General features: G+C 70.1%; 19 protein-coding genes. 12 read left to right on the top strand and 7 right to left on the bottom strand.

Annotated features, from left to right (window positions below):
* Positions 1-32: 32 nt before the first annotated feature.
* Together HOW07_RS19165 and HOW07_RS09615 are read left to right on the top strand one after the other, a co-directional pair.
* A complete protein-coding gene (locus HOW07_RS19165; protein ID WP_199687225.1) occupies positions 33-698 on the top strand; it encodes a type II toxin-antitoxin system RelE/ParE family toxin in 666 nt (221 codons plus the stop codon).
* Between the two features lie 171 nt (positions 699-869).
* Positions 870-1,286: a hypothetical protein gene (locus HOW07_RS09615; protein ID WP_175116782.1), complete on the top strand. Its 417-nt coding sequence runs from the start codon at positions 870-872 to the stop codon at positions 1,284-1,286.
* A gap of 21 nt (positions 1,287-1,307) precedes the next feature.
* Here HOW07_RS09615 and HOW07_RS09620 read toward each other — a convergent pair whose 3' ends face one another.
* Positions 1,308-2,153, bottom strand: a complete 846-nt coding sequence (locus HOW07_RS09620; RefSeq protein ID WP_121293179.1) for a helix-turn-helix transcriptional regulator — start codon at positions 2,151-2,153, stop codon at positions 1,308-1,310.
* 100 nt (positions 2,154-2,253) lie between these two features.
* Between HOW07_RS09620 and HOW07_RS09625 the strand changes: the two genes are divergently transcribed.
* On the top strand, positions 2,254-3,009 hold the full coding sequence (locus tag HOW07_RS09625; RefSeq protein WP_121293181.1) for an SDR family oxidoreductase: 756 nt from the start codon (positions 2,254-2,256) through the stop codon (positions 3,007-3,009).
* A gap of 60 nt (positions 3,010-3,069) precedes the next feature.
* Here HOW07_RS09625 and HOW07_RS09630 read toward each other — a convergent pair whose 3' ends face one another.
* Positions 3,070-5,508 carry a glycoside hydrolase family 2 TIM barrel-domain containing protein gene (locus tag HOW07_RS09630; protein WP_175116783.1) on the bottom strand — a complete coding sequence of 813 codons (2,439 nt, stop codon included), beginning with the start codon at positions 5,506-5,508 and terminating at the stop codon, positions 3,070-3,072.
* Positions 5,509-5,675: 167 nt separating this feature from the next.
* On the opposite strand from HOW07_RS09630, the gene HOW07_RS09635 reads away from it, so the two are divergent.
* Entirely contained in the window at positions 5,676-6,734 is a 1,059-nt protein-coding gene (locus HOW07_RS09635; protein WP_217485245.1) for a LacI family DNA-binding transcriptional regulator, read from the top strand.
* Here the strand turns inward: HOW07_RS09635 and HOW07_RS09640 are convergent, their stop codons facing one another.
* Entirely contained in the window at positions 6,735-7,625 is an 891-nt protein-coding gene (locus HOW07_RS09640; protein WP_175116784.1) for an NAD-dependent epimerase/dehydratase family protein, read from the bottom strand.
* 65 nt (positions 7,626-7,690) lie between these two features.
* Here HOW07_RS09640 and HOW07_RS09645 point away from each other — a divergent pair, with 65 nt between their 5' ends.
* The gene (locus tag HOW07_RS09645) at positions 7,691-8,002 is read left to right on the top strand and encodes a metalloregulator ArsR/SmtB family transcription factor (protein WP_064295846.1); all 312 of its coding nucleotides are present in this window, start codon (positions 7,691-7,693) and stop codon (positions 8,000-8,002) included.
* Between the two features lie 72 nt (positions 8,003-8,074).
* Here HOW07_RS09645 and HOW07_RS09650 read toward each other — a convergent pair whose 3' ends face one another.
* A complete protein-coding gene (locus HOW07_RS09650) occupies positions 8,075-9,010 on the bottom strand; it encodes an alpha/beta hydrolase fold domain-containing protein (RefSeq protein WP_371743630.1) in 936 nt (311 codons plus the stop codon).
* 161 nt (positions 9,011-9,171) lie between these two features.
* On the opposite strand from HOW07_RS09650, the gene HOW07_RS09655 reads away from it, so the two are divergent.
* Positions 9,172-9,666: a GNAT family N-acetyltransferase gene (locus tag HOW07_RS09655; RefSeq protein ID WP_175116785.1), complete on the top strand. Its 495-nt coding sequence runs from the start codon at positions 9,172-9,174 to the stop codon at positions 9,664-9,666.
* Positions 9,667-9,690: 24 nt separating this feature from the next.
* Here the strand turns inward: HOW07_RS09655 and HOW07_RS09660 are convergent, their stop codons facing one another.
* A complete protein-coding gene (locus HOW07_RS09660) occupies positions 9,691-10,584 on the bottom strand; it encodes a DUF808 domain-containing protein (RefSeq protein WP_064295849.1) in 894 nt (297 codons plus the stop codon).
* A 218-nt stretch (positions 10,585-10,802) separates the two neighbouring features.
* Between HOW07_RS09660 and HOW07_RS19720 the strand changes: the two genes are divergently transcribed.
* The 3 genes from HOW07_RS19720 (at position 10,803) to HOW07_RS09675 (ending at position 13,480) form a co-directional block, all read left to right on the top strand.
* Complete coding sequence (locus tag HOW07_RS19720) at positions 10,803-11,975, top strand: hypothetical protein (RefSeq protein ID WP_175116786.1); 1,173 nt, start codon at positions 10,803-10,805, stop codon at positions 11,973-11,975.
* A 209-nt stretch (positions 11,976-12,184) separates the two neighbouring features.
* Positions 12,185-13,129: an alpha/beta fold hydrolase gene (locus HOW07_RS09670; RefSeq protein ID WP_121293299.1), complete on the top strand. Its 945-nt coding sequence runs from the start codon at positions 12,185-12,187 to the stop codon at positions 13,127-13,129.
* Positions 13,130-13,219: 90 nt separating this feature from the next.
* Positions 13,220-13,480, top strand: coding sequence for a hypothetical protein (locus HOW07_RS09675; RefSeq protein WP_064295852.1), 261 nt, complete (start codon positions 13,220-13,222; stop codon positions 13,478-13,480).
* A 40-nt stretch (positions 13,481-13,520) separates the two neighbouring features.
* Here HOW07_RS09675 and HOW07_RS09680 read toward each other — a convergent pair whose 3' ends face one another.
* Both HOW07_RS09680 and fdhD read right to left on the bottom strand, forming a co-directional pair.
* Positions 13,521-15,812 carry an FdhF/YdeP family oxidoreductase gene (locus HOW07_RS09680; protein WP_175116787.1) on the bottom strand — a complete coding sequence of 764 codons (2,292 nt, stop codon included), beginning with the start codon at positions 15,810-15,812 and terminating at the stop codon, positions 13,521-13,523.
* Positions 15,809-16,687: a formate dehydrogenase accessory sulfurtransferase FdhD gene (fdhD, locus tag HOW07_RS09685; RefSeq protein ID WP_159876975.1), complete on the bottom strand. Its 879-nt coding sequence runs from the start codon at positions 16,685-16,687 to the stop codon at positions 15,809-15,811. The genes HOW07_RS09680 and fdhD overlap by 4 nt, the downstream gene beginning before the upstream one ends.
* A gap of 93 nt (positions 16,688-16,780) precedes the next feature.
* On the opposite strand from fdhD, the gene HOW07_RS09690 reads away from it, so the two are divergent.
* From HOW07_RS09690 to HOW07_RS09700, 3 genes are read left to right on the top strand one after another with little or no spacing between them, the layout of a single operon-like run.
* Complete coding sequence (locus HOW07_RS09690) at positions 16,781-17,458, top strand: molybdenum cofactor guanylyltransferase (RefSeq protein WP_175116788.1); 678 nt, start codon at positions 16,781-16,783, stop codon at positions 17,456-17,458.
* Positions 17,455-17,727, top strand: coding sequence for a DUF6457 domain-containing protein (locus HOW07_RS09695; RefSeq protein ID WP_175116789.1), 273 nt, complete (start codon positions 17,455-17,457; stop codon positions 17,725-17,727). The genes HOW07_RS09690 and HOW07_RS09695 overlap by 4 nt, the downstream gene beginning before the upstream one ends.
* Positions 17,724-18,962: a molybdopterin molybdotransferase MoeA gene (locus HOW07_RS09700; RefSeq protein WP_175116790.1), complete on the top strand. Its 1,239-nt coding sequence runs from the start codon at positions 17,724-17,726 to the stop codon at positions 18,960-18,962. The genes HOW07_RS09695 and HOW07_RS09700 overlap by 4 nt, the downstream gene beginning before the upstream one ends.
* The last annotated feature ends 1 nt before the right edge of the window (position 18,963 follow it).

The raw sequence follows: 18,963 nt of genomic DNA on the forward strand, positions 1-18,963 counted from the left end.
TCTTGAGAACTCAAGCATTCTAAAATGACGTGGTGGAGTACACCTGGGACATTCGGCTTTGGCCCGATGTCGAGAAGCAGATCCTTGCTTTGGCCGAGCTCGATCCTGATCTCTGCGACCAGATCACCGCCCGTATCGACATGCTGTCCGAATATGGCCCGTCGCTGGGACGTCCCATCGTGGATCGGATCAAAGGCAGCACGATCCACAACATGAAGGAGCTTCGCGCGGATTCGGTTCGGATCCTCTTCGTGTTCGATCCGAAGAGTCGTGGGATTCTCTTGGTGATGGTGACAAGCGCGGCGACTGGAGAGGCTGGTATCCGCCGGCGATCAAGACCGCAGAACAGCGATTTCGTGAATGGCAGAAGGGTGATGACGATGAGTGAGAAGCCAGTGAGTTGGGGGAGCGCGCGCGCGAAGTTGGGCCGAGATCCGGAGCGCGTCGCAGCCGCTCGCCACGCCGCCGAGGCAGAAGTGCTCGCTTATCAACTGGTCACGCTGCGGAAGGAAGCAGATCTGACGCAGACGGAGCTCAGTAAGACGATGGGCGTATCGCAGCGTCGCGTGTCGGCCATCGAACACGGGCAGCTTGAGTCGTTCGAACTCGACACCATCAGGAAGTACGTCGCCGCGTTGGGCGGTCAGGTCCGGGTTGTCGCCGACTTCGGGGATCGCAGCGTCACCCTTGCGAGTTGACCTTCTCGCAGGCCTGTCTCCGGGGACGTGCATCGCCTGCAGGGCCAGCGCGCGTTCGAGCGGTGTGGTCATCAGGCAAGTCCAGCACATCTTCCTTACCGAGCGCGGCGCGCCTGCCCGTATGGTTGACCCGACCGCAGGTGTCCAGCAGTCGTCCCCTAGGAGGTAGCCGTGCGTGTCTTCGGAGTCTTTGCCCTCGTGCTCGCCGCCATCGGCCTCGTCATCGCCTCGCTGGTCGTGATCGGCAACCCGGATCTGGCCGCACCCGGTCCTCAGCTCCTGCCGTACCAGGCGTACGACTCGTGGCGCTTCGTCCTCGGCCTGCTGCTGTGGGGTGCGGGTGTCTGGCTCGCGGTCGGGATCCTCGCGGTGTCGCGTCAGCCGGGGCTCGCCTGGCTCGTGCTGCTGGCGTTCATCCCGCTGCTCGTGGTCGACCTGATCGGCGGCGGCATGATGCCGAGCTTCGTCCTGGCGCTCCTAGCAGTCGTCGTCCTCGGGCTGGTCGTCCCGGTGATCGTCGGGGTCGTCGGCGTCGCGATCGGCGGGGCTGTCCGGCGTCGGAAGCTGCGGACAGCACCGACGGGCTGAACCGCTCGGCCGGCGCCTCCGCTACCGCGCACCCTCGAAGGTCTGGGTGCCGAGGACGGCGAGGAGCTTGAGCTTGCCTGCGGCCTCGGTGTGCGGCGCGGCCGTGAGGACGAGGAGCGCCTGCGACTGGTCCTCGGTGAACAGGGCCTGACAGTCCAGCTCGATGGGGCCGATCTCTGGGTGGATGAGCACCTTGTGGTCCTCGAAGCGCCGCCCGACCTCGTGCGTCGCCCACAGCCGCCGGAACTCCTCACTGTGCCCGGTGAGTGCCTCGACGATCTCGCCCGCCGGTGACTGCGCCCCCAGGGAGCCGTAGGCCGCACGCAGCGACGCGACCTGCGCTCGGCTCTGCCGGTCCCGGTCCTCGGCGGGGTATCGCTCGCGTTCCTCCTGGTGCAGGAACCAGCGGTAGATCGCGCTGCGTTCCAGGCCCCGGTACCGGCTCGCATCACCGAACAGCGCCCGGGCAGGATCGTTCTGCACGAGCGTCTCACCGAGCGCCGACAGGATGAGCGCTGGTGCGTCGGTGAGCCGGTCGAGGACGCGCAGGAGTGCCGGCGCGACATAGTCGGTCGCTGCGAGACGGGTCGGAGCGTTGTGCCCGGCGATCCGGTACAGGTAGTCGCGTTCCTCGGCACTCAGCCGGAGGGCGCGGGCGAGTGAACCCAGCATCTGCGTGCTCGGCTGTGGACCCCGCTGCTGCTCGAGCCGCGCGTAGTAGTCGGTCGACATCGCTGCGAGCTGCGCGACCTCCTCGCGTCGGAGCCCCGCCGTCCGTCGCCGAGATCCGCTGCTCAGACCGACGTCCGCGGGCTGCAACGTCGACCGGTGTCGGAGGAGGAAGTCGGCGAGCGCTTGGCGATCCATCCCGCCAGTATCCGCCTCCGCGGCCAGGCGATCCAGGGATCGCGGATCCATGGATCGCCGGACCCTGGTGCGGCCGACGTCACCGACGGAGACTCGATGCATGCAGATCACCGGAAACACCGTCTTCATCCCCGGCGCGACGAGCGGCATCGGCCTCGCTCTCGCACGACGCCTCCACGCAGCCGGCAACACCGTCATCATCGGCGGGCGACGCACCGAACTCCTCGAGTCGATCGCAGCCGACGAGCCCGGCCTCCACACCGTGCGGATCGACACGGCCGACCCCGCGAGCATCGAAGCTGCGGCGAGGCAGGTCATCGCGGAGCACCCCGAGCTGAACGTGCTCATCACGATGGCCGGCGTCATGCGCGGGGAGGACTGGACCGGTTCCGACTTCGTCGCGACCGCTGAGGAGATCATCACGACGAACGTCCTCGGGCCCATCCGGCTCATCGGTGCGTTCATCGAGCAGCTCCGCAGTCGACCGGACGCGACGATCATGACCGTCTCGTCAGGGCTCGCCTTCACCCCGTTGCGGGTGACGCCGACCTACAACGCGAGCAAGGCGGCCATCCACATGCTGAGCGAGTCCATCCGCCTCCAGCTGGCGGACACGGGCGTCCGCGTCGTCGAGCTCGTCCCGCCGGCCGTCCGCACCTCGCTCATGCCCGGCCAGGAGGAGAGTGACTTCGCGATGCCCCTCGATGCGTTCGCCGACGAGGTCATGGGCCTCATCGAGTCTCAGCCCGACGCCACGGAGATCCAGGTCGAGAACGTCAAGTTCCTCCGCTACGCCGAGGTGCGCGGCGAGTACGACCAGACGGTCGCGATGCTCAACCGCCTCGACCCGCACTAGGCGGACTCATCCGCCCGGATCTGCACGAATTCAAGCCGAGATCGTGCAGATCCGGGCGACTCAGTAAGCCGCCGCCTCCAGATCCAGGACGACGTCCGCCAGGCCGGCACCGCTCACCGTCACGGTGATGGCGCCGGCCCGGCTCGGCCGGACGATCGCCAGCGCCCGTCCGTCGAACGTGGTGCGCGTGGTCGCGTCGAAGCGCTCGGTCGTCTTCGGGGCACCGGTTCCGAAGCCCGCGAGCTGACCCGCGCCCATGACGCTGACCGAGATCTCGCGGTCGGCGCCGGTCACCAGGACGCCGGCCGCGTCACGCAGCTCGATCGCGATGAAGGCGAGATCGGTGTCGTCGGCGCGGAGCGTGGTCCGGTCGGCGGTCGCCACGAGCCTGGTCGGGCCGGTGGCGGAGACGAGCGCGGCGCGGCCGACCTCCGCGCCCGAGCGGAACGCGACCGCCTCGAGCGTGCCCGGCCGGTAGACGGTCTCGAACTCGGCGAGCTTCGGCCGGCGTCCACCCACCGGGCCCCGCGCCACCTCGACACCGTCGAGCAGCAGGGCCACCTCGTCGGCGTCGGCGGCGACCTCGACCGTCACCGGCGCGCCCTCGAAACCGGGCCACGTCCACGAGTCGACCGAGTCGCTCCACGCCCACGGGGACTGCATCGTGATCGTCTGCCCGTGCCGTTCCGGTCGGAGCACCGCGATGGCCGGCTCGGACCGCAGACCGAAGACGATCTCCCGGTAGTAGGACACCGGCCGCCGCCAGCCGGTGATGTCGAAGTCGCCGCACCACGCGGTGAGGTAGGGGAACTCGCGCTCGAGTGCGCCGTTCGCCTCGGGGTCCTCGGCGTAGGAGGTCGCACCGATACCGACCTCGCCGAGGTAGTCCCAGCCGGTCCAGGTGAAGTCGCCGATCACGTTCGGGTTCGCCTCGACGAGTGGCCAGAGGTCGCCGATCTGGGTCGGGAAGGTCTCCGAGCCGACGATCACGCGGTGCGGGAACCGCTCGGCATCGCTCGCGTAGCGGCCGTCCGCGTAGTTGAGGCCGAGGACGTCGAGGGCTGCACTGGACTCCTCCGTCCTCGTCGTGACGGCGTCGGAGGAACCGATGAGGCTCATCATGTTCGCGCCCGCTTCGCCCATCAGTTCGTTCAACCCCTGGTCCGACGCCATGATGCCGTCCAGATCGTCGAGCACGGCCAGGGTCGCGTTCACGCCGTTCGTCACGAGTCGTGTCGGATCCAACGAGCGCACGTGCTCGGCGAGTTCCCGCGCCTGGATCGCGCCGTGCGGGGTGCCGACCTCGACGATCTCGTTGCCGATCGAGTACATGATCACGCTCGGATGGTTCATGTCCTTCGCCACCATCGACTCCAGATCGGCCCGCCACCACTGCGCGAAGTCGAGGGAGTAGTCGTTGTCCGTCTTGCCCCGACCCCACATGTCGAAGGCCTCGTCCATGACGAGCATGCCGATGCGGTCGCAGGCGTCGAGCATGGCGGGCGACGCCGGGTTATGGGCCGCGCGGATCGCGTTGAATCCGGCGTCCTTGAGGAGCTGGACACGCCGTTCCTCGGCGCGCGCGATCGATGCTGCACCGAGCGGACCGTTGTCGCTGTGGATACAGGCGCCGCGGAGGAGCACCGGCTCGCCGTTGATGCGGAGACCTTTCCGCGGGTCGACCGTGACCGTGCGGATGCCGTGGACCGTGCGGACGACGGCCGCCTCGTCGGCGGGCCGGTCGTCGACCTCGAGCGATGTCCGCGCCGAGTACAGCGCCGGTGAGTCGACGCTCCACAGGGCCGGGTCCGGCACGTACAGCCGCTGGCGGATGAGCGCGCTACCGCCTGGCGCGACGGTGACCGGCGTGCGCTCGCCCTCGACCACGCTCCCGTCGGGGCCGGCCAGTTCCGTCGCGACGATGCACGCACTCCTGATGAGACCCCGGTTGACGACGGTCGTCGCCACCTCGAGCACCGCCTGGTCGTCCTCGATCCGGATCGTCGTGATGCGGACGCCGTCGGGCTCGACGTGCGTGGGTTCGTCGACGTGCAGGAGGACCGGCCGGTGCAGGCCGGCTCCCGCGTACCAGCGGGAGTCCTGTCCTGCGCGGGTCTCGATGCGCAGCGTGTTCGTCTCGCCGAAGCGGAGGAACGGAGTGAGCTCGACGAAGAAGCGCGCGAAACCGTCGGCACGGTTGCCGGCGAACTCGTCGTTGAGATACACCATCGCGTGTCGGAACGCGCCCTGGACCTCGAGCCGGACGATGCGACCGGACCACTCGGCGGGGACCTCGAAGGTCTTGACCTGGCTGAAGGCGCCGGCGGGGAAGTAGGCGGCCCCTCCCTTGGCGGGTACGTCCGGCGAGCGCGCGGCGTCGCGCAGGGTGTCGTGCGGGAGGGTCACGGCTCGCGAGTCGTCCGCACCGCCCTGGACGGCGGCGAACGGGCCTCGGGGTGCGCGGACGATCCAGTCGCCGGTGAACGGGATGGTGGTCATGACGTGCTCCAGTGCAGATCGGGATGACGAAAGTCTTTCGGCGTCGCGCGCCGTGATCCCGACGTTAAGTGAGGCCGAGTGGCATCGTCAACGCGTCGACTCGAAACAGTTTCGCTAGGCTGGGCGCGACCGACGGCTGCCCGCTGCGGGACGAGGGAGGGGACTCCATGGCACGAACGCCGATGACGGGTCCGACGCTGGCATCGATCGCGGACCGCGCCGGAGTCTCGATCGCGACCGTCTCGAAGGTGATCAACGGTCGGTCGGGCATGTCCGAGGCGACCCGTGCCCGGGTGGAGGTGGCCGTGCGCGAGCTCGGGTACCGCCCGACACCCCGGTCGATTTCCGGTGCTCCACGAAGCATCCACGTCGTGTTCGACACCCTGCACAGCGTCTACTCCCTCCGTGTGCTCGACGGCATGGTCGCCGCGGCACAGCGGTCGGACATCGACCTCGTGACGCGGGTGCTGTCGCCCGGTTCCGGATTCGGTTCCACGGATGCGACCGGAGACGAGGTGGCGCTCGACCGCGGCTTCGTCGACGGCGTCGCGGCGCGCGGTGCGATCGGCATGATCGTCGTCACGACCCCCATCGCCGCCGACGTCGTCGACGCGTGCCTCGACGCGGGCATCGCGCTCGTCGCGGTCGACTCGCCTGATCCGCTCGACCGCTCGGTCGCGAGTATCGGCTCGAGCCACGCCGCCGGCGGGCAGCAGGCGGTCGAGCACCTGCTCGATCTCGGCCACCGGCGGATCGCCTTCGTCGGAGGGAACCCGGCGAATCCGGGCCTGCGGGCGCGGGCCGTCGGGTACCGCGAAGCACTTCGCGGGGCCGGCATCCCGCTCGATCCGGACCTCGTCTCCGAGGAGGGGATGGGGACCGCCGGGGACGCCGTCGCGCGCATGCTGGCCAGCTCGGATCCGCCGACCGCCGTGTTCGCGTCCAACGACGCCGACGCCTTCGCGGTCGTGCGCGCCGTCTTGCGGGCCGGACTTCGGGTGCCGGAGGACGTGAGTGTGGTCGGTTACGACGACACCTACTCGGCCATGCTGACCGTCCCGCTCCTCACCACGGTCCACACGTCCATGCACGACATCGGACGTGCAGCGGTCGACACCCTGCTCCGCCTGCATGCCGGGGAGAAGCCGTTCTCCCACCACCTCGAGCTCGCGACCACACTCATCGAACGCGAGTCGACGGGGCCGCGCCCGACGGCCGGCGCCTGATCAGGGGAACCTCCGCAGGTCGGACAGGGTGAACCGGCCAGCGGGGAGCGCGGCACGGATCCTGGACTCGTCGAAGCGGCGTGAGGGACGGAGGTCCGCAGGGAGTTCCGGTGCCGGTGGAGCCGCCTCGCTCACCCCTTCGGCCAGCATCTGCGCCTGCGCCTTCGCCACGAGCGGCGTCTTCATCAGGCGTTCCGTCGCGCGCGCGAGCAGGCGGATCGTCCAGACGGGTACCGGGACGTACAGCGGGCGGCGTCCGGCCACGTGCGCGATCCGGCGCACGGCCGCACCCAGCTCGAGTTCCTCGGCGCCCATGACCGCGACGGTCGGCTCCTGCACCCGGCCCTCGAGTGCTGCGACGAGGACGTCGACGGCGTCCGCGACCGGCACCGGACGCACGCGGCGCTCGCGGTAGCCGACGGTCGCGAACACCGGGAAGGTGCGGACGGCCTTGGTGACGTGATCGACCATGTGGTCGCCTGCGCCGTAGATCATGCCGAACTTGAGGACGGTGTGCGCGATACCCGAGCCCCGCACGATCTCCTCGGCCGCCCACTTCGTCTCGTGGTATCCGGAGCCGCAGTCGGGGCGGGCGCGGAGGAAGCTCACCAGCACGATCCGACCGACGCCGACGCGACGGGCCGCATCCACGACCGCCCGGGTGCCGTCGACGTGCACGCGCTGGAAGGTCTGCTCGCCGAGCTCGCGGTTGATCCCGGCGCAGTGCGCGACCGCGTCGCAGTCGGTGAACGCAGCGGTCAACGCCTCGACGTCGTCGACCTCCACGCCGGTGCGTCGGGAGACGACGACGATCTCGTGTCCGTCGTGCCGCAGCCGCTCGGCGAGGTGCCGTCCGACGAACCCGGTCCCGCCGGTGATGGCCACTCGCATGCTGTCTCCTTCGCTTGTTAGCAATATAGCGAAACTGTATATCGCAATTGTGCTAGATTGCAAACATGGCAGATACAGCGTCGGACATCTTCGCCGCGCTCGCTCACCCGACGCGACGGCAGATCCTGCAGGACCTCAAAGACGGCGAGCTCGCCGCGGGGGAGATCGCCGCACGCTTCGACGCCACCGGCCCGACCATCTCCAGGCACCTGAGCGTCCTGCGCCAGGCCGGCCTCGTCTCGGAGCGCCGCGACGCGAACCGCATCCTCTACTCACTCGTCGGTGAGCGCCTCGCTCTATCGGTTGGCGACTTCCTGTCCACCGTGTGCCCGGAGCAGATGGTCCTGCGTGAGGTCCGAAAGCGCCGGACCGCGTAGCCTGGTCTCGATCCGGCCCTGAGTCGCCGAACGTGTTCGATTCCGCCGCGATCTCGAGCCGTTTCGGGCGACTCAGTGCAGCCCGCGCGTGACGCTGTGGACGATCGTCTGCGTGGCGGCCTGTCCGGCACGGGTCGGCAGCAGTGCCCAGACGTGGAACTGTCCGGCGCCCTCGTGGTAGTCGACCATGACGCCGGCCGCTTCGGCTCGTTCGACGAGCACCTCGGCATCGGGGTTGAGGACGTCGCGGGTCCCGCTCAAGACCGTGAGCGGTCCGAGCCCGGCGAGGTCGCCGAAGAGCGGACTCACGGTCGGATCGGTGATGTCCAGATCGCCGCGCCAGTGCTCCGCGAACACGCGTCCGCCGGGCGTCGCCAGCCAGGGGTCACTCGGCTGCACGAGGGGGATCCGCGGGTTGCTCCAGGTGAGGTCGAGCGCCGGTGACAACAGGGTGGTCATCGGTAGGACGACGCCCTCGTCCCGGAGTCGGAGCGCAGCCGACAGTGCGATCTGACCGCCGGCCGAGTCGCCCGCGAGGACGGTCGGCCCGTGCCGCTCGATGCTGCGCCGGACCAGCTCGACGACGCCGGTCTGTGCCTCGGCCGCCGTGCCGTAGGGCACGAGCGGGTAGATCGGGAGAGTGACCACGGCGCCGGTCTCCGCGGCGATGGTGGCGGCCAGCGTCCAGTGCTGCGGTGCGATCTCGCCGACCCAGCCGCCGCCGTGCGCGTACACGACCCCGCCAATCGTCGGTCGCCGCGTGGGGGACACGGTGTACACCGGCCAGTCTCCGACACGTTCGACGTCGACCCGGACGTCGCTTCGGAGGGTGCCGGGTGGACCGTATGACGCCGGCCTGAGGGTGCGCTCCCGGATCCGGCGGCGCGCTCCGGCCTCGCTGACGAAGGCCCGGTTCGCCCGGATGAGTCGGAGGGCGGGGCCGACGACGACGCCTGGGATGGTGAGCACGGTGCCTCCGCGGTTGACGGGTTCTCTGGGGATCGCCACGCTAGCAGCGCAGGCTGGGCAGGAGTCCCCATCGCCCGGTCTGCTCGGTCGCTGCGGGGCCGGATCGCCCTTGGCGGGGCCGGTGCGGATTTCGCGTGGGACACTGGCAGACGGCGTCGACGTGCCGATCGCGCCGCAGCAGCCCGTCCCGAAGGAACCGCATGCCCGAGCTGAACCCCGTCGTCATCGAGCGAGTCGCCTGGGACGACGAGCGGGCCGTGCGGCTCCGCGCCGCGATGGACGAGGAGATGGGTGCGCGGTACGCATCGGCCTGGGAGGACTGGGACCCCGAGGCCGCAGAGCGCGCCCAGACCGCGTTCGCCGTCGATCCTGCCGACATCAGCGCCACCTTCCTGGCCCTCATCGACGGCGAGCCGGTCGGCCACGCCGCCCTGCGCCGTCTGCACGGCGAATGGGAGCTCAAGCGCGTCGTCACCCTCCCGAACCACCGCGGCCGGGGCGTCTCGAAGCGCCTGATCGCAGCCGTCGAGGACACCGCCCGTGCCGAGGGGGCCTCCCGCCTCATCCTGCAGACCGGCGACCGCCAGCCCGAAGCCGTGCGGCTCTATGAGTGGCTCGGGTACGAACCCATCCCGATCTACTCGCCGTACGAGGTCATCCCGATGTCGCTCTGCTACGCCCGCCCGCTCCGCTGACGGTCGGCAGCGCGGCTGTCGTCGCTAGTGAGCAGCTTTCGCGGGCTGGTTCCGTGAGCGCAAGCGTGAGATCCCGGTCACGATCGCGACGACGATCAGGCCGAGGACGAGTCCGAACACGGCGGACATCGCGGTGTCGGCGATCCAGACGACGACCGGTCCTGCGGCCTCGATCGCGTGGGTGACGACGTGCAGGAGGTCGTACGGGCCGTGCCAGAGGGTCTCGGCGAGGTTCGCGATCACGAGGTGGCCGCCGACCCAGAGCATCGCGACCGTGCCGACGATGCTGATGACGCGGAAGACCGCGGGCATCGACGCGACGATCCGTGCACCGGTGCGGCGGACGCCGCGTGACGGGTTCTTCATGAGCCGGAGTCCGATGTCGTCGATCTTCACGAGCAGGGCGACCGCGCCGTAGACGACCGCCGTCATGACGAGGCCGATGACGAGGAGGGCCCCCAGCGTCATCCAGATGCCGAGCCCCGAGTCGAGGCTGGCGAGGGAGATGAGCATGATCTCCGTGCTGAGGATGAGATCGGTGCGGACGGCGCCGGAGACGAGCTTCTTCTCGTCGCGGACGTCCTCCTCCGCTTCCGCGTGGTGCATGCCGAACCACTCCATGACCTTCTCCGCACCCTCGAAGCAGAGGTACGTGCCTCCGATGATGAGGAGGAACGGCAGGACCCACGGGGCGAACGCCGTGAGCAGCAGGGCGATCGGGATGATGATGACGAACTTGTTGATGAGGCTGCCGCGGGCGATCCGCCACACGACCGGCAGCTCCCGGGCGGGGGTGAGGCCCTGCACGTACTGCGGGGTGACGGCCGCATCATCGATGACGACGCCGGCGGTCTTCGCACTCGCCTTGAGGGCTGCGCTGAGGATGTCATCGACAACGGCGAGCAGGCCGACCGACATGTGCTTCTCCTTGGCTCGGGGTCACACCGCTGCGGGCTCTGCGGGGACGGAGTCCACAGTAGTGCGGATCAAGGGGGTGGGGGTGGGGTGGCAACCTCTGCTCGAGCGTGCATCACAGGCGTTCCCAGACCGGCGCACTCCACAGGGTAGGGACCGCTCCCTTCCGCTCGGATCGTGCCCCGGTACTGTTGGCACTCACGACAGATTGGGGATTTCGAATGGTCGAGACCACACCGCGCCGCTCACGGTCGGCCGTGCTCGCGCTGACCTTGACGATCGGAACGCTCGTCGCGGCGGCGATCATCGGCGGGTACTTCATCATCGTCGGCGATCAGGCCGACATCGCCGGGCGGGTCTGGCTCACGCTGCTCCTGCTCGCGGCCTTCGTCGGTGCCGTGTCGCTCGACGCCGCAGCAGGGCACGGGCCCAACAAGTGGTATCTCGCGGCGTCGACGTTGGTGAACATCTTCCTCGTCACCGTCGGCCTCCTGAAGCTGTGGAACGGGTGGCTCCAGCCGCCGAACACCTCCGACGGGTTCGTCTGGTCCACGCAGATCATGCTGTTCCTCGGCATCCTCATCATCGTGCGTCTGGCGCTCATCATCATCCAGGTGTACTTCCTCCACTTCGTCACCCGTGCCACGTCCACCGTGGTCAGAGCCACCGGCATCGTGACGATCGCGCTGATCATCGCCACGGTCCTCGTGCTCGTGCTGCCCATGGCGTTCCCCGAGGGCACTTGGGCGGACTGGTGGTGGCGCATCGCCGCGGCCACGACGCTCGCTGCGGCGATCTCCGCCGTGATCCCCGTCATCGTCCGGGCGTTCTCGCCGAAGCCGGAGGGCGAGCGGGTGACCTACGGGCAGCAGCCGTACCGCCCGGAGGTGTACCAGCAGGCCGCACCCGGCTACCCGGTTCAGAGCTATCCGGGGCAGCAGGGATACCAGGGCCAGCAGTTCTACCCGGGACAGCAGCCGCAGCAGTCGTATCAGGCCCAGCCGTACCCGCAGCCGCCACGCCAGGGGCAGCAGCAGCCGTACGGCGGCCAGCCGAACCCCGGCCAGTACGGGCAGGGACACCCCGGGCAGGGCTACCAGGGGCAGCCGTACCAGGGGCAGCCCGCACCGCAGCAGCCCACCCCGCCGCAGCCGGGCCAGCAGTGGCCCACGCCGTCCTGGCAGGGCTCCGCGCCCGGCCAGCCTGCTCCGGCACAGCTCGCGCCGCAACAGTGGGGCCCTCCGCAGCCGCAGGTTCCGTCGTCGCCGGTTCCGCCCGCGCCTCCGCAGCAGGACCAGGAGCGTCCGCAGGAGTCCCGCCCTCCGCAGGAGCCGAAGCAGCCGGCGGAGTCACAGCAGCCGGCGCAGCCGCAGAGCCCGCCGCCCGCCGAGTAGGCGAACCGACCACGAGCCGGCTGGAAGCCGACCGCTTCCAGCCGGCTCCGTCGTCGGTCGCATTCGGAGTCGGGTTCTGCTTGCGTACAACTGCGTAGCCACACCTGGCACGTCTTCGCCCAGCGGCGGATGTGGTGATGCGCTCGCCCCATGAGTATGGAATCGGCGCGGTGCGACCGCCCGCCGCTGGCTCCACACGACGGGTGACGATGCGCAAGCTCCTGAAAGTTCCACTGATCTCGATCGCCACGATCGCCGGCCTCGTCGCGGCGGGCCTCGCGACGACGAGCATCGTGAACGCCGTCGCGAGTTCGTCGGAAGCGGGCGAACTGCAGCCCTATGGGCAGACGGTCGACGTCGACGGCAAGGACATGAACGTCGTCATCAGTGGATCCGGCGCCGAGACGATCGTCCTGCTGCCCGGTCAGGGCACCGCGGCACCCGGCCTCGACTTCGAGCCGCTCGTCGACGAGCTTCGCGACCAGTACCGGGTGGTGGTCGTCGAGCCGTTCGGCTACGGCCTCAGTGATCAGACGGACGTGCCCCGGACCTCGGCCAACATCGCCGGCGAGGTGCACGCCGCCCTGCAGCACCTCGGCATCGACCGCTACGTCCTCGCCGGACACTCGATCGCCGGTGTCTACGCCCTCGAGTATCTGGAGCGGTTCCGCGCCGAGGTGACGGCGTTCATCGGGATCGACACGAGCGTCCCGACCCAGCCCGGAAGCGACGAGTCGACGCCGACGGACGGGGTCGAGGCGCTGCAGGCGCTCGGCATCCTCCGCCTGCTCACCGCCATCGCGCCCGACCCGTACGAGGGCCTCCCGTACGACGCCGCCACGAAGCGCCAACTCGCGATCCTGACGAACCGCAATGCGATGTCGCCGACGCTGCTCGACGAGATCGCCCACACGCCCGGCAACTTCCAGGCGGCCCGATCCCAAGCGTTCCCGGCCGACCTGCCGATCCTCATGTTCGTCGTCGGCGACGACCCGGAACTCTCCGACTGGGTGCCCCTCCACGAGGAGCAGCTCGCCGGAGTCGAGCGGGGTGAGCTCGTCCGACTCGACGGCGGCCACTACCTGCACCACACCGAGGCGACGGTGATGGGCGAGGACATCGAGCGGTTCCTCGCCGACACGCCGGGAGACTGAATCCCCGGCCGATCCGGGCTGGCGTGTCGTCGGATGTCGGGTTAGGCTCACTCTCTATCGAACGTATGTTCGAACGACGGGAGGCCACGCATGTTGATCACGAGCACCGAGATCGCGGTCTGGACGACGCCGGCAGGCGTGCCGGAGCGACTGTTCTGGGATGGAGCCCGGTACCTCGTCACCGACACCCCGACCCCGCTCGAGCCGAACGTCTCGTTCGTCACCCATCCGCCCGCGGCGACCCCCGCCTGGCGGTTCCAGGCGACCGCTGCAGACGGCCGGTCCTTCGTCTTCGACATCCGACTCGATGCCGCGCGCGGACGCTGGCAACTCCTCCGAGCGTACGAATGAACCGCTCAGACCGTCGCCCGGGTCGACGTCGCTCCGGCTGTCAGGCCGCCGGCTGCAACCGCACCACGATCGCCTTCGAGACCGGGGTGTTGCTGCGGTCGGCCGTCGAGTCGAGCGGGACGAGGACGTTCGCCTCGGGGAAGTACGCCGCGGCGCATCCGCGAGCGGTCGGGTAGGAGACGACGCGGAAGCCGCGGAGCTCCCGATCCGGCTGCCCGGCCCACTCGCTGAAGACGTCCACCGTCTGCCCGTCCTCCAGGCCGAGGTCGCGGAGGTCGTCCGGGTTGACGAAGACGACGTTCCGGCCCTTCTTGATGCCGCGGTACCGATCGTTCAGGCTGTAGATCGTCGTGTTGAACTGGTCGTGTGACCGCAGGGTCTGCAGGACCAGCCGACCGGGCGGGCAGTGGATCGGTTCGAGCTCGTTGACTGTCAGCAGGGCGCGACCCTCGGGGTTCGTGAACGTGCGGGAGTCCCGCGGCCCGTTCGGCAGGACGAAGCCGTCCTCGCGGCGGATCTGCTCGTTGTACCCCTCGCAGCCCGGCACGACCCGTCCGATGTGATCGCGGATCGTGTCGTAGTCGTCCTCGAACGCCTGCCAGGCGATGCCCGAGTCCTCGCCGAGCGTCGCTCGCGCGAGGCGCGTGATGATCGCGACCTCGGAGAGCAGACCGGGCGCTGCCGGCGGGATGCGGCCGTGCGAGGCGTGGACAGCGCACACCGAATCCTCCACGCTGACCATCTGCGGCCCGCTCGCCTGCAGGTCGATCTCGGTGCGCCCGAGGGTCGGCAGGATGATCGCCGCCTCGCCCGTGACCGCGTGCGAGCGGTTGAGCTTCGTGGAGATCTGCACGGACAGCTGCGTTCCACGGATCGCGGCCTCGGCGGCGGCGGTGTCGGAGATCGCCGCGACGAAGTTGCCGCCGAGCGAGATCCAGGTGCGGACCTCGCCCCGCTGCATCGCTCGGATCGCGTTCACCGCGTCGACCCCGTGCTCCCGCGGCATCGGGACCGCGAACTCACGCTCCATGGCGGCGAGGAAGGACTCGGGCATCTGCTCCCAGATACCCATCGTCCGGTCGCCCTGCACGTTGCTGTGCCCGCGGATCGGCGACGCACCGGCGCCAGGCTTGCCGATGTTCCCGCGGAGGAGGAGCAGGTTGATGATCTCCTTGATCCCGTTGACCGCCGCCTTGTGCTGGGTCAGACCCATCGCCCAGGTGACGATCGTCGCGTTCGACGCGATGTAGCGCTCGGCGAGTTCGTCGATCTGCTCGCTCGTGAGGCCGGTCGCCTCGAGCACCGCAGCCTCGTCGAGGTCGGCCAGGTGGGCCGTCAGCTCCTCGAGTCCGAGGCAGTGCTCGGCGAGGAACGCGTGGTCGAGGATCGTCCCCGGAGCCGCCGCCTCGGCCTCCAGGACCCGCTTCGAGACCGCCTGCAGCAGCGCCATGTCGCCGCCGAGCCGGATCTGCAGGAACTGGTCGGAGATGACCGTGCCGCGCCCGACCATGCCGCGGACCGTCTGCGGGTTCTTGTACCGCTCGAGCGCCGCCTCTGGCAGCGGGTTCACCGAGACGATCGTCGCGCCCGCCTGCTTCGCGTCCTCGAGCGCCGTGAGCATGCGGGGATGGTTCGTGCCCGGGTTCTGGCCCATCACGATGATGAGGTCGGCCTGCTCGAAGTCCTCGTACCGGATGGTCGACTTCCCGACGCCGATGACCTCGCCGAGCGCCGTGCCGGTGGACTCGTGGCACATGTTCGAACAGTCGGGGAGGTTGTTGGTCCCGAAGGCGCGAACGAAGAGCTGATAGACGAACGCCGCCTCGTTCGACGCCCGGCCGCTCGTGTAGAACACGGCTTCGTCGGGGGACTCCTGACCGCGCAGCTGCTCGCCGACGATGGCGAACGCCTCGTCCCAGCCCACCGGCCGGTAGTGGTCCGAACCGGCCGGCTTGTAGACGGGCTCCGACAGTCGCCCCTGCATGCCGAGCCAGTACTCCGATTTGTCGGCGAGATCGGTGAGCGAGTGTTCGGCCCAGAAGGCGCTCGGGATGACGACCGGCGTCGCCTCCCAGATGACGGCCTTCGCGCCGTTCTCGCAGAACTCGAGCTTCTTGCGGTCGTCCGGGTCGGGCCAGGCGCAGCTCATGCAGTCGAAGCCGCCGCGCTGGTTGATCGACGTGAAGAGCTCCGCGGTCCGCTTCGGCCCGAGTCGCCGGAGGGCGGGCTCCATCGAGTGCAGGATGCCGGGCAGGCCGACGGCGACGTGCTTCGGGTGGGTGACCTCGATGTCGGCGTCCGTGACGTCCTCGACGGGCGGTTCGGCGCTCATGCGTTCGCTCCGGTCTGGAGTGCTGCTGGTGCCGAGCCTTCGGCCGGGTCGGCAAGGCGATGCGCTCCGCTGTAGACGACCATCGAGTCGCCACGGAGGAAACCGACGAGCGTCATCCCGAGTTCGGTGGCCAGTTCGGCGGCGAGCGACGACGGCGCGGAGACGGCGGCGAGCATCGGGATGCCGGCCATCGAGGCCTTCTGCGTGAGCTCGAAACTCGCGCGCCCCGACACCATCAGGACCATGGAGCGGAGCGGGAGCAACCCCTCCTTCGCCGCCCATCCGACGACCTTGTCGACGGCGTTGTGTCGGCCGACGTCCTCGCGGAGGACGAGCATCTCGCCGGTCCGGGCGTCGAACAGGCCGGCCGCGTGCAGACCGCCGGTGCGCTCGAAGACCGCCTGCTGTGCCCGGAGGCGGTCGGGGAAGGTCACCAGGAGCGCCGGATCGAGGCGGAAGTCGTCGTCCGCGACGGAGTACCGCGAGCTCGTCCGGACGGCGTCGATGCTCGCCTTGCCGCAGAGGCCGCACGAGCTGGTGGTGAAGAAGTTCCGTTCCAGGCTCGGATCGGGGGCGGGAACGCCGGGGGAGAGCGCGACGTCCAGCACGTTGTATGTGTTGACGCCCTCGTCCGTCGCGCCGGCACAGTACCGCGCGGTGCGGACGTCGTCACCCCGACCGATGACGCCCTCCGAGACGAGGAAGCCGATCGCGAGGTCGACGTCGTGACCGGGCGTCCGCATCGTGATGGCGAGCGAACGACCACCGACGCGGATCTCGAGCGGCTCCTCGACGGCGAGGACGTCCTCGCGGGTGCGTGCGGGCTGTCCCACCGTGATGCGGGTGACGCGTCTGCGCGCCGTGATGCGAGTCATGGCTCATGGCTATCACCACCATCGGACGAGGGCAAGGTGCCTCACCGGATCCGCAGCCGCCTCGGGGGCTGGATCGCGGCTTAGGCTGGTGCCATGTCCGTCGATGCGATCATCCTCGCGGGAGGGCGGTCCTCCCGCCTCGGCGGCGTCGCGAAGGCGTCGTTGCTCCGCGACGGGCGGACGCTCCTCCAGCTCGCGATCGATGCTGCGCGGGCGGCCGGCGGCCGTGTCGTCGTGGTCGGCCCCGAGCTCGAGACGACCGCTCCGGTCCGCTTCGTCCGCGAGCACCCCGCCTTCGGCGGCCCCGCTGCGGCCATCGCCGCGGGCCTGGACGCCCTGCGTGACGGCCTCGCGGCCGAGGGCCCCACACAGGTCGCCGTCCTCGCCTGCGACATGCCGGATGCCGCGCCGGCGCTCGCCGTGGTGCTCGAAGCAGCCGCCGCCGCGGCCGGGACCGATGCCGACGGCTGGGTCGAGGTCGACGACTCCGGTCGTGAGCAGTCGCTGCTCGCCGTCTACCACCGGGAGGCCCTGGAACGCCGGGTCGCCGCACTCCGGGCGTCACGACCCGGCGGTGACCTCGCGGGTGTCTCCGTCCGCCAGCTGCTCGCCGGACTCGTCCTCCGCCAGGTGTCCGTTCCCGACGGCGGCTCGGCCGACGTCGACACCTGGGCCGACGCCGCCGAACTCGGGGTCGGCACCGCCGCCGAGTCGCCGGTGCCGAACATGTCCACCACGCCGACCGCCGACCCTGAGGAGCGTCTCCCATGACCGATGACCTGCATGCCGTCCTCGCGGACTGGACCGAACGAGTGTCCGCCGAACTGGAGCTCGGCGACGTCGCGGTCGACATCGACGCCGTCCTCGGACTCGCGGGCACGGCCGCGCACGCCGTGCGGCGTCCGGCCGCCCCGCTCACCACCTACCTCGTCGGTATCGCGGTCGGGAAGGCGCTCGCGAGCGGGGCGGATCCGGTCGCCGCCGCCGAGGCTGCGACCACGGCCGTCGAACGGCTGGTCGCCTCGGACACGACCGCATGACGAGGGCCTCCTGGAGGGGCGCTCGCAGCATCGCGCATGCGACGGGTGCGGCGCATCGGTCCGACGTCGTCGATACCCTGACGCTCGCCGAGGCCCTCGGACACGTGCTCGCGGCGCCGCTCGTCTCGCCCATCGCGATCCCGCACTATGCCTCCTCGGCGATGGACGGCTGGGCGGTGGCCGGGAGCGGCCCGTGGACCCTGCTGACCGGTGAGGACGCCGAGCGCGCGCGGTCGGTCGGACTCGGCGACGGTGTCGCGGTCGACGTCCTGACCGGTGGGCTGATCCCGTCGGGCGCCGATGCGGTCCTCCAACTGGAGCACGGCGTGATCGGGCATGGCTCGGGAGCGGTCCTCCTCCACCTCGCACCGTCCGCACCGAGCGGGGAACCGCGGCAGGGGCGGCACATCCGACCCGCCGGAACCGAGTCACCCGCGGGGTCGACCGTCCTCGACGCCGGCACGCGTCTCGGTCCCGTCCACCTCGCTGTCGCCGCCGGCGCCGGCTTCGACCGCGTGCCCGTCGTGCCGACACCGCGGGTCCGCCTGGTCCTCACGGGTGACGAGGTCGTCACGAGCGGTGTTCCCGGCCCGGGGTTCGTCCGCGACAGTTTCGGCCCATCGCTCCCGGGAGTGATCGCCTCGCTCGGAGGCGTCGTCACGTCCAGCGTCCGTGTCGGCGATGACGCGCCCTCCACGGCCGACGCCCTCGGGCTGACGCGTGCGGTCACCGCTTCCGCCCGCCACCAGCGGGACCTCGTCGTGACCACGGGTGGTACCGGCGACTCCCGAGCCGATCACGTCCGAGCGTTGCTCCGCGACGCGGGTGCCGAGTTCCTCGTGGACGGCGTCGACGTCCGCCCTGGTGGCCCTGCGCTGCTCGCGCGGCTGCCGGACGGTCGCCTGTTCGTCGGGCTCCCCGGCAACCCGCTCGCCGCCCTGCTCAGCGTCCTCACGCTCGTGCACCCGGTGCTCGCGGGCCTCCAGGGACTCGAGCTCCCGGCCCTGCGACCGGCGGTGCTCGCCTCGCCCGTCGACGGGGCCCGCTCAGGGACGGTGCTGCGCCCCTACCGCTCGGTGCACGATCCCGATTCGGCGACGCCGCATGCGGAGCCGACGCCATGGCAGGGAGCAGCCATGCTCCGCGGGCTCGCCGACGCCGATGGCGTGCTCGTGTGCCCGGGCTCCGGCGCGGCCGCGGGCGGCCTGGTACCGAGTCTCGACCTGCCCTGGTGAT

The organism is Plantibacter sp. MCCC 1A11337, assembly GCF_013349365.1.
Lineage (GTDB): Bacteria > Actinomycetota > Actinomycetes > Actinomycetales > Microbacteriaceae > Plantibacter > Plantibacter flavus_A.

Bases quoted from the DNA above. Each gene is read 5' to 3' on its own strand.
- HOW07_RS09635 (WP_217485245.1), top strand. From the start codon at position 5,676: ATGGCACGAACGCCGATGACGGGTCCGACGCTGGCATCGATCGCGGAC.
- HOW07_RS09690 (WP_175116788.1), top strand. From the start codon at position 16,781: ATGTCCGTCGATGCGATCATCCTCGCGGGAGGGCGGTCCTCCCGCCTC.
- HOW07_RS09660 (WP_064295849.1), bottom strand. From the start codon at position 10,584: ATGTCGGTCGGCCTGCTCGCCGTTGTCGATGACATCCTCAGCGCAGCC.
- fdhD (WP_159876975.1), bottom strand. From the start codon at position 16,687: ATGACTCGCATCACGGCGCGCAGACGCGTCACCCGCATCACGGTGGGA.
- HOW07_RS09695 (WP_175116789.1), top strand. From the start codon at position 17,455: ATGACCGATGACCTGCATGCCGTCCTCGCGGACTGGACCGAACGAGTG.
- HOW07_RS09625 (WP_121293181.1), top strand. From the start codon at position 2,254: ATGCAGATCACCGGAAACACCGTCTTCATCCCCGGCGCGACGAGCGGC.
- HOW07_RS09655 (WP_175116785.1), top strand. From the start codon at position 9,172: ATGCCCGAGCTGAACCCCGTCGTCATCGAGCGAGTCGCCTGGGACGAC.
- HOW07_RS09620 (WP_121293179.1), bottom strand. From the start codon at position 2,153: ATGGATCGCCAAGCGCTCGCCGACTTCCTCCTCCGACACCGGTCGACG.
- HOW07_RS09700 (WP_175116790.1), top strand. From the start codon at position 17,724: ATGACGAGGGCCTCCTGGAGGGGCGCTCGCAGCATCGCGCATGCGACG.
- HOW07_RS09630 (WP_175116783.1), bottom strand. From the start codon at position 5,508: ATGACCACCATCCCGTTCACCGGCGACTGGATCGTCCGCGCACCCCGA.
- HOW07_RS09670 (WP_121293299.1), top strand. From the start codon at position 12,185: ATGCGCAAGCTCCTGAAAGTTCCACTGATCTCGATCGCCACGATCGCC.
- HOW07_RS09680 (WP_175116787.1), bottom strand. From the start codon at position 15,812: ATGAGCGCCGAACCGCCCGTCGAGGACGTCACGGACGCCGACATCGAG.
- HOW07_RS09640 (WP_175116784.1), bottom strand. From the start codon at position 7,625: ATGCGAGTGGCCATCACCGGCGGGACCGGGTTCGTCGGACGGCACCTC.
- HOW07_RS19720 (WP_175116786.1), top strand. From the start codon at position 10,803: ATGGTCGAGACCACACCGCGCCGCTCACGGTCGGCCGTGCTCGCGCTG.
- HOW07_RS09675 (WP_064295852.1), top strand. From the start codon at position 13,220: ATGTTGATCACGAGCACCGAGATCGCGGTCTGGACGACGCCGGCAGGC.
- HOW07_RS09645 (WP_064295846.1), top strand. From the start codon at position 7,691: ATGGCAGATACAGCGTCGGACATCTTCGCCGCGCTCGCTCACCCGACG.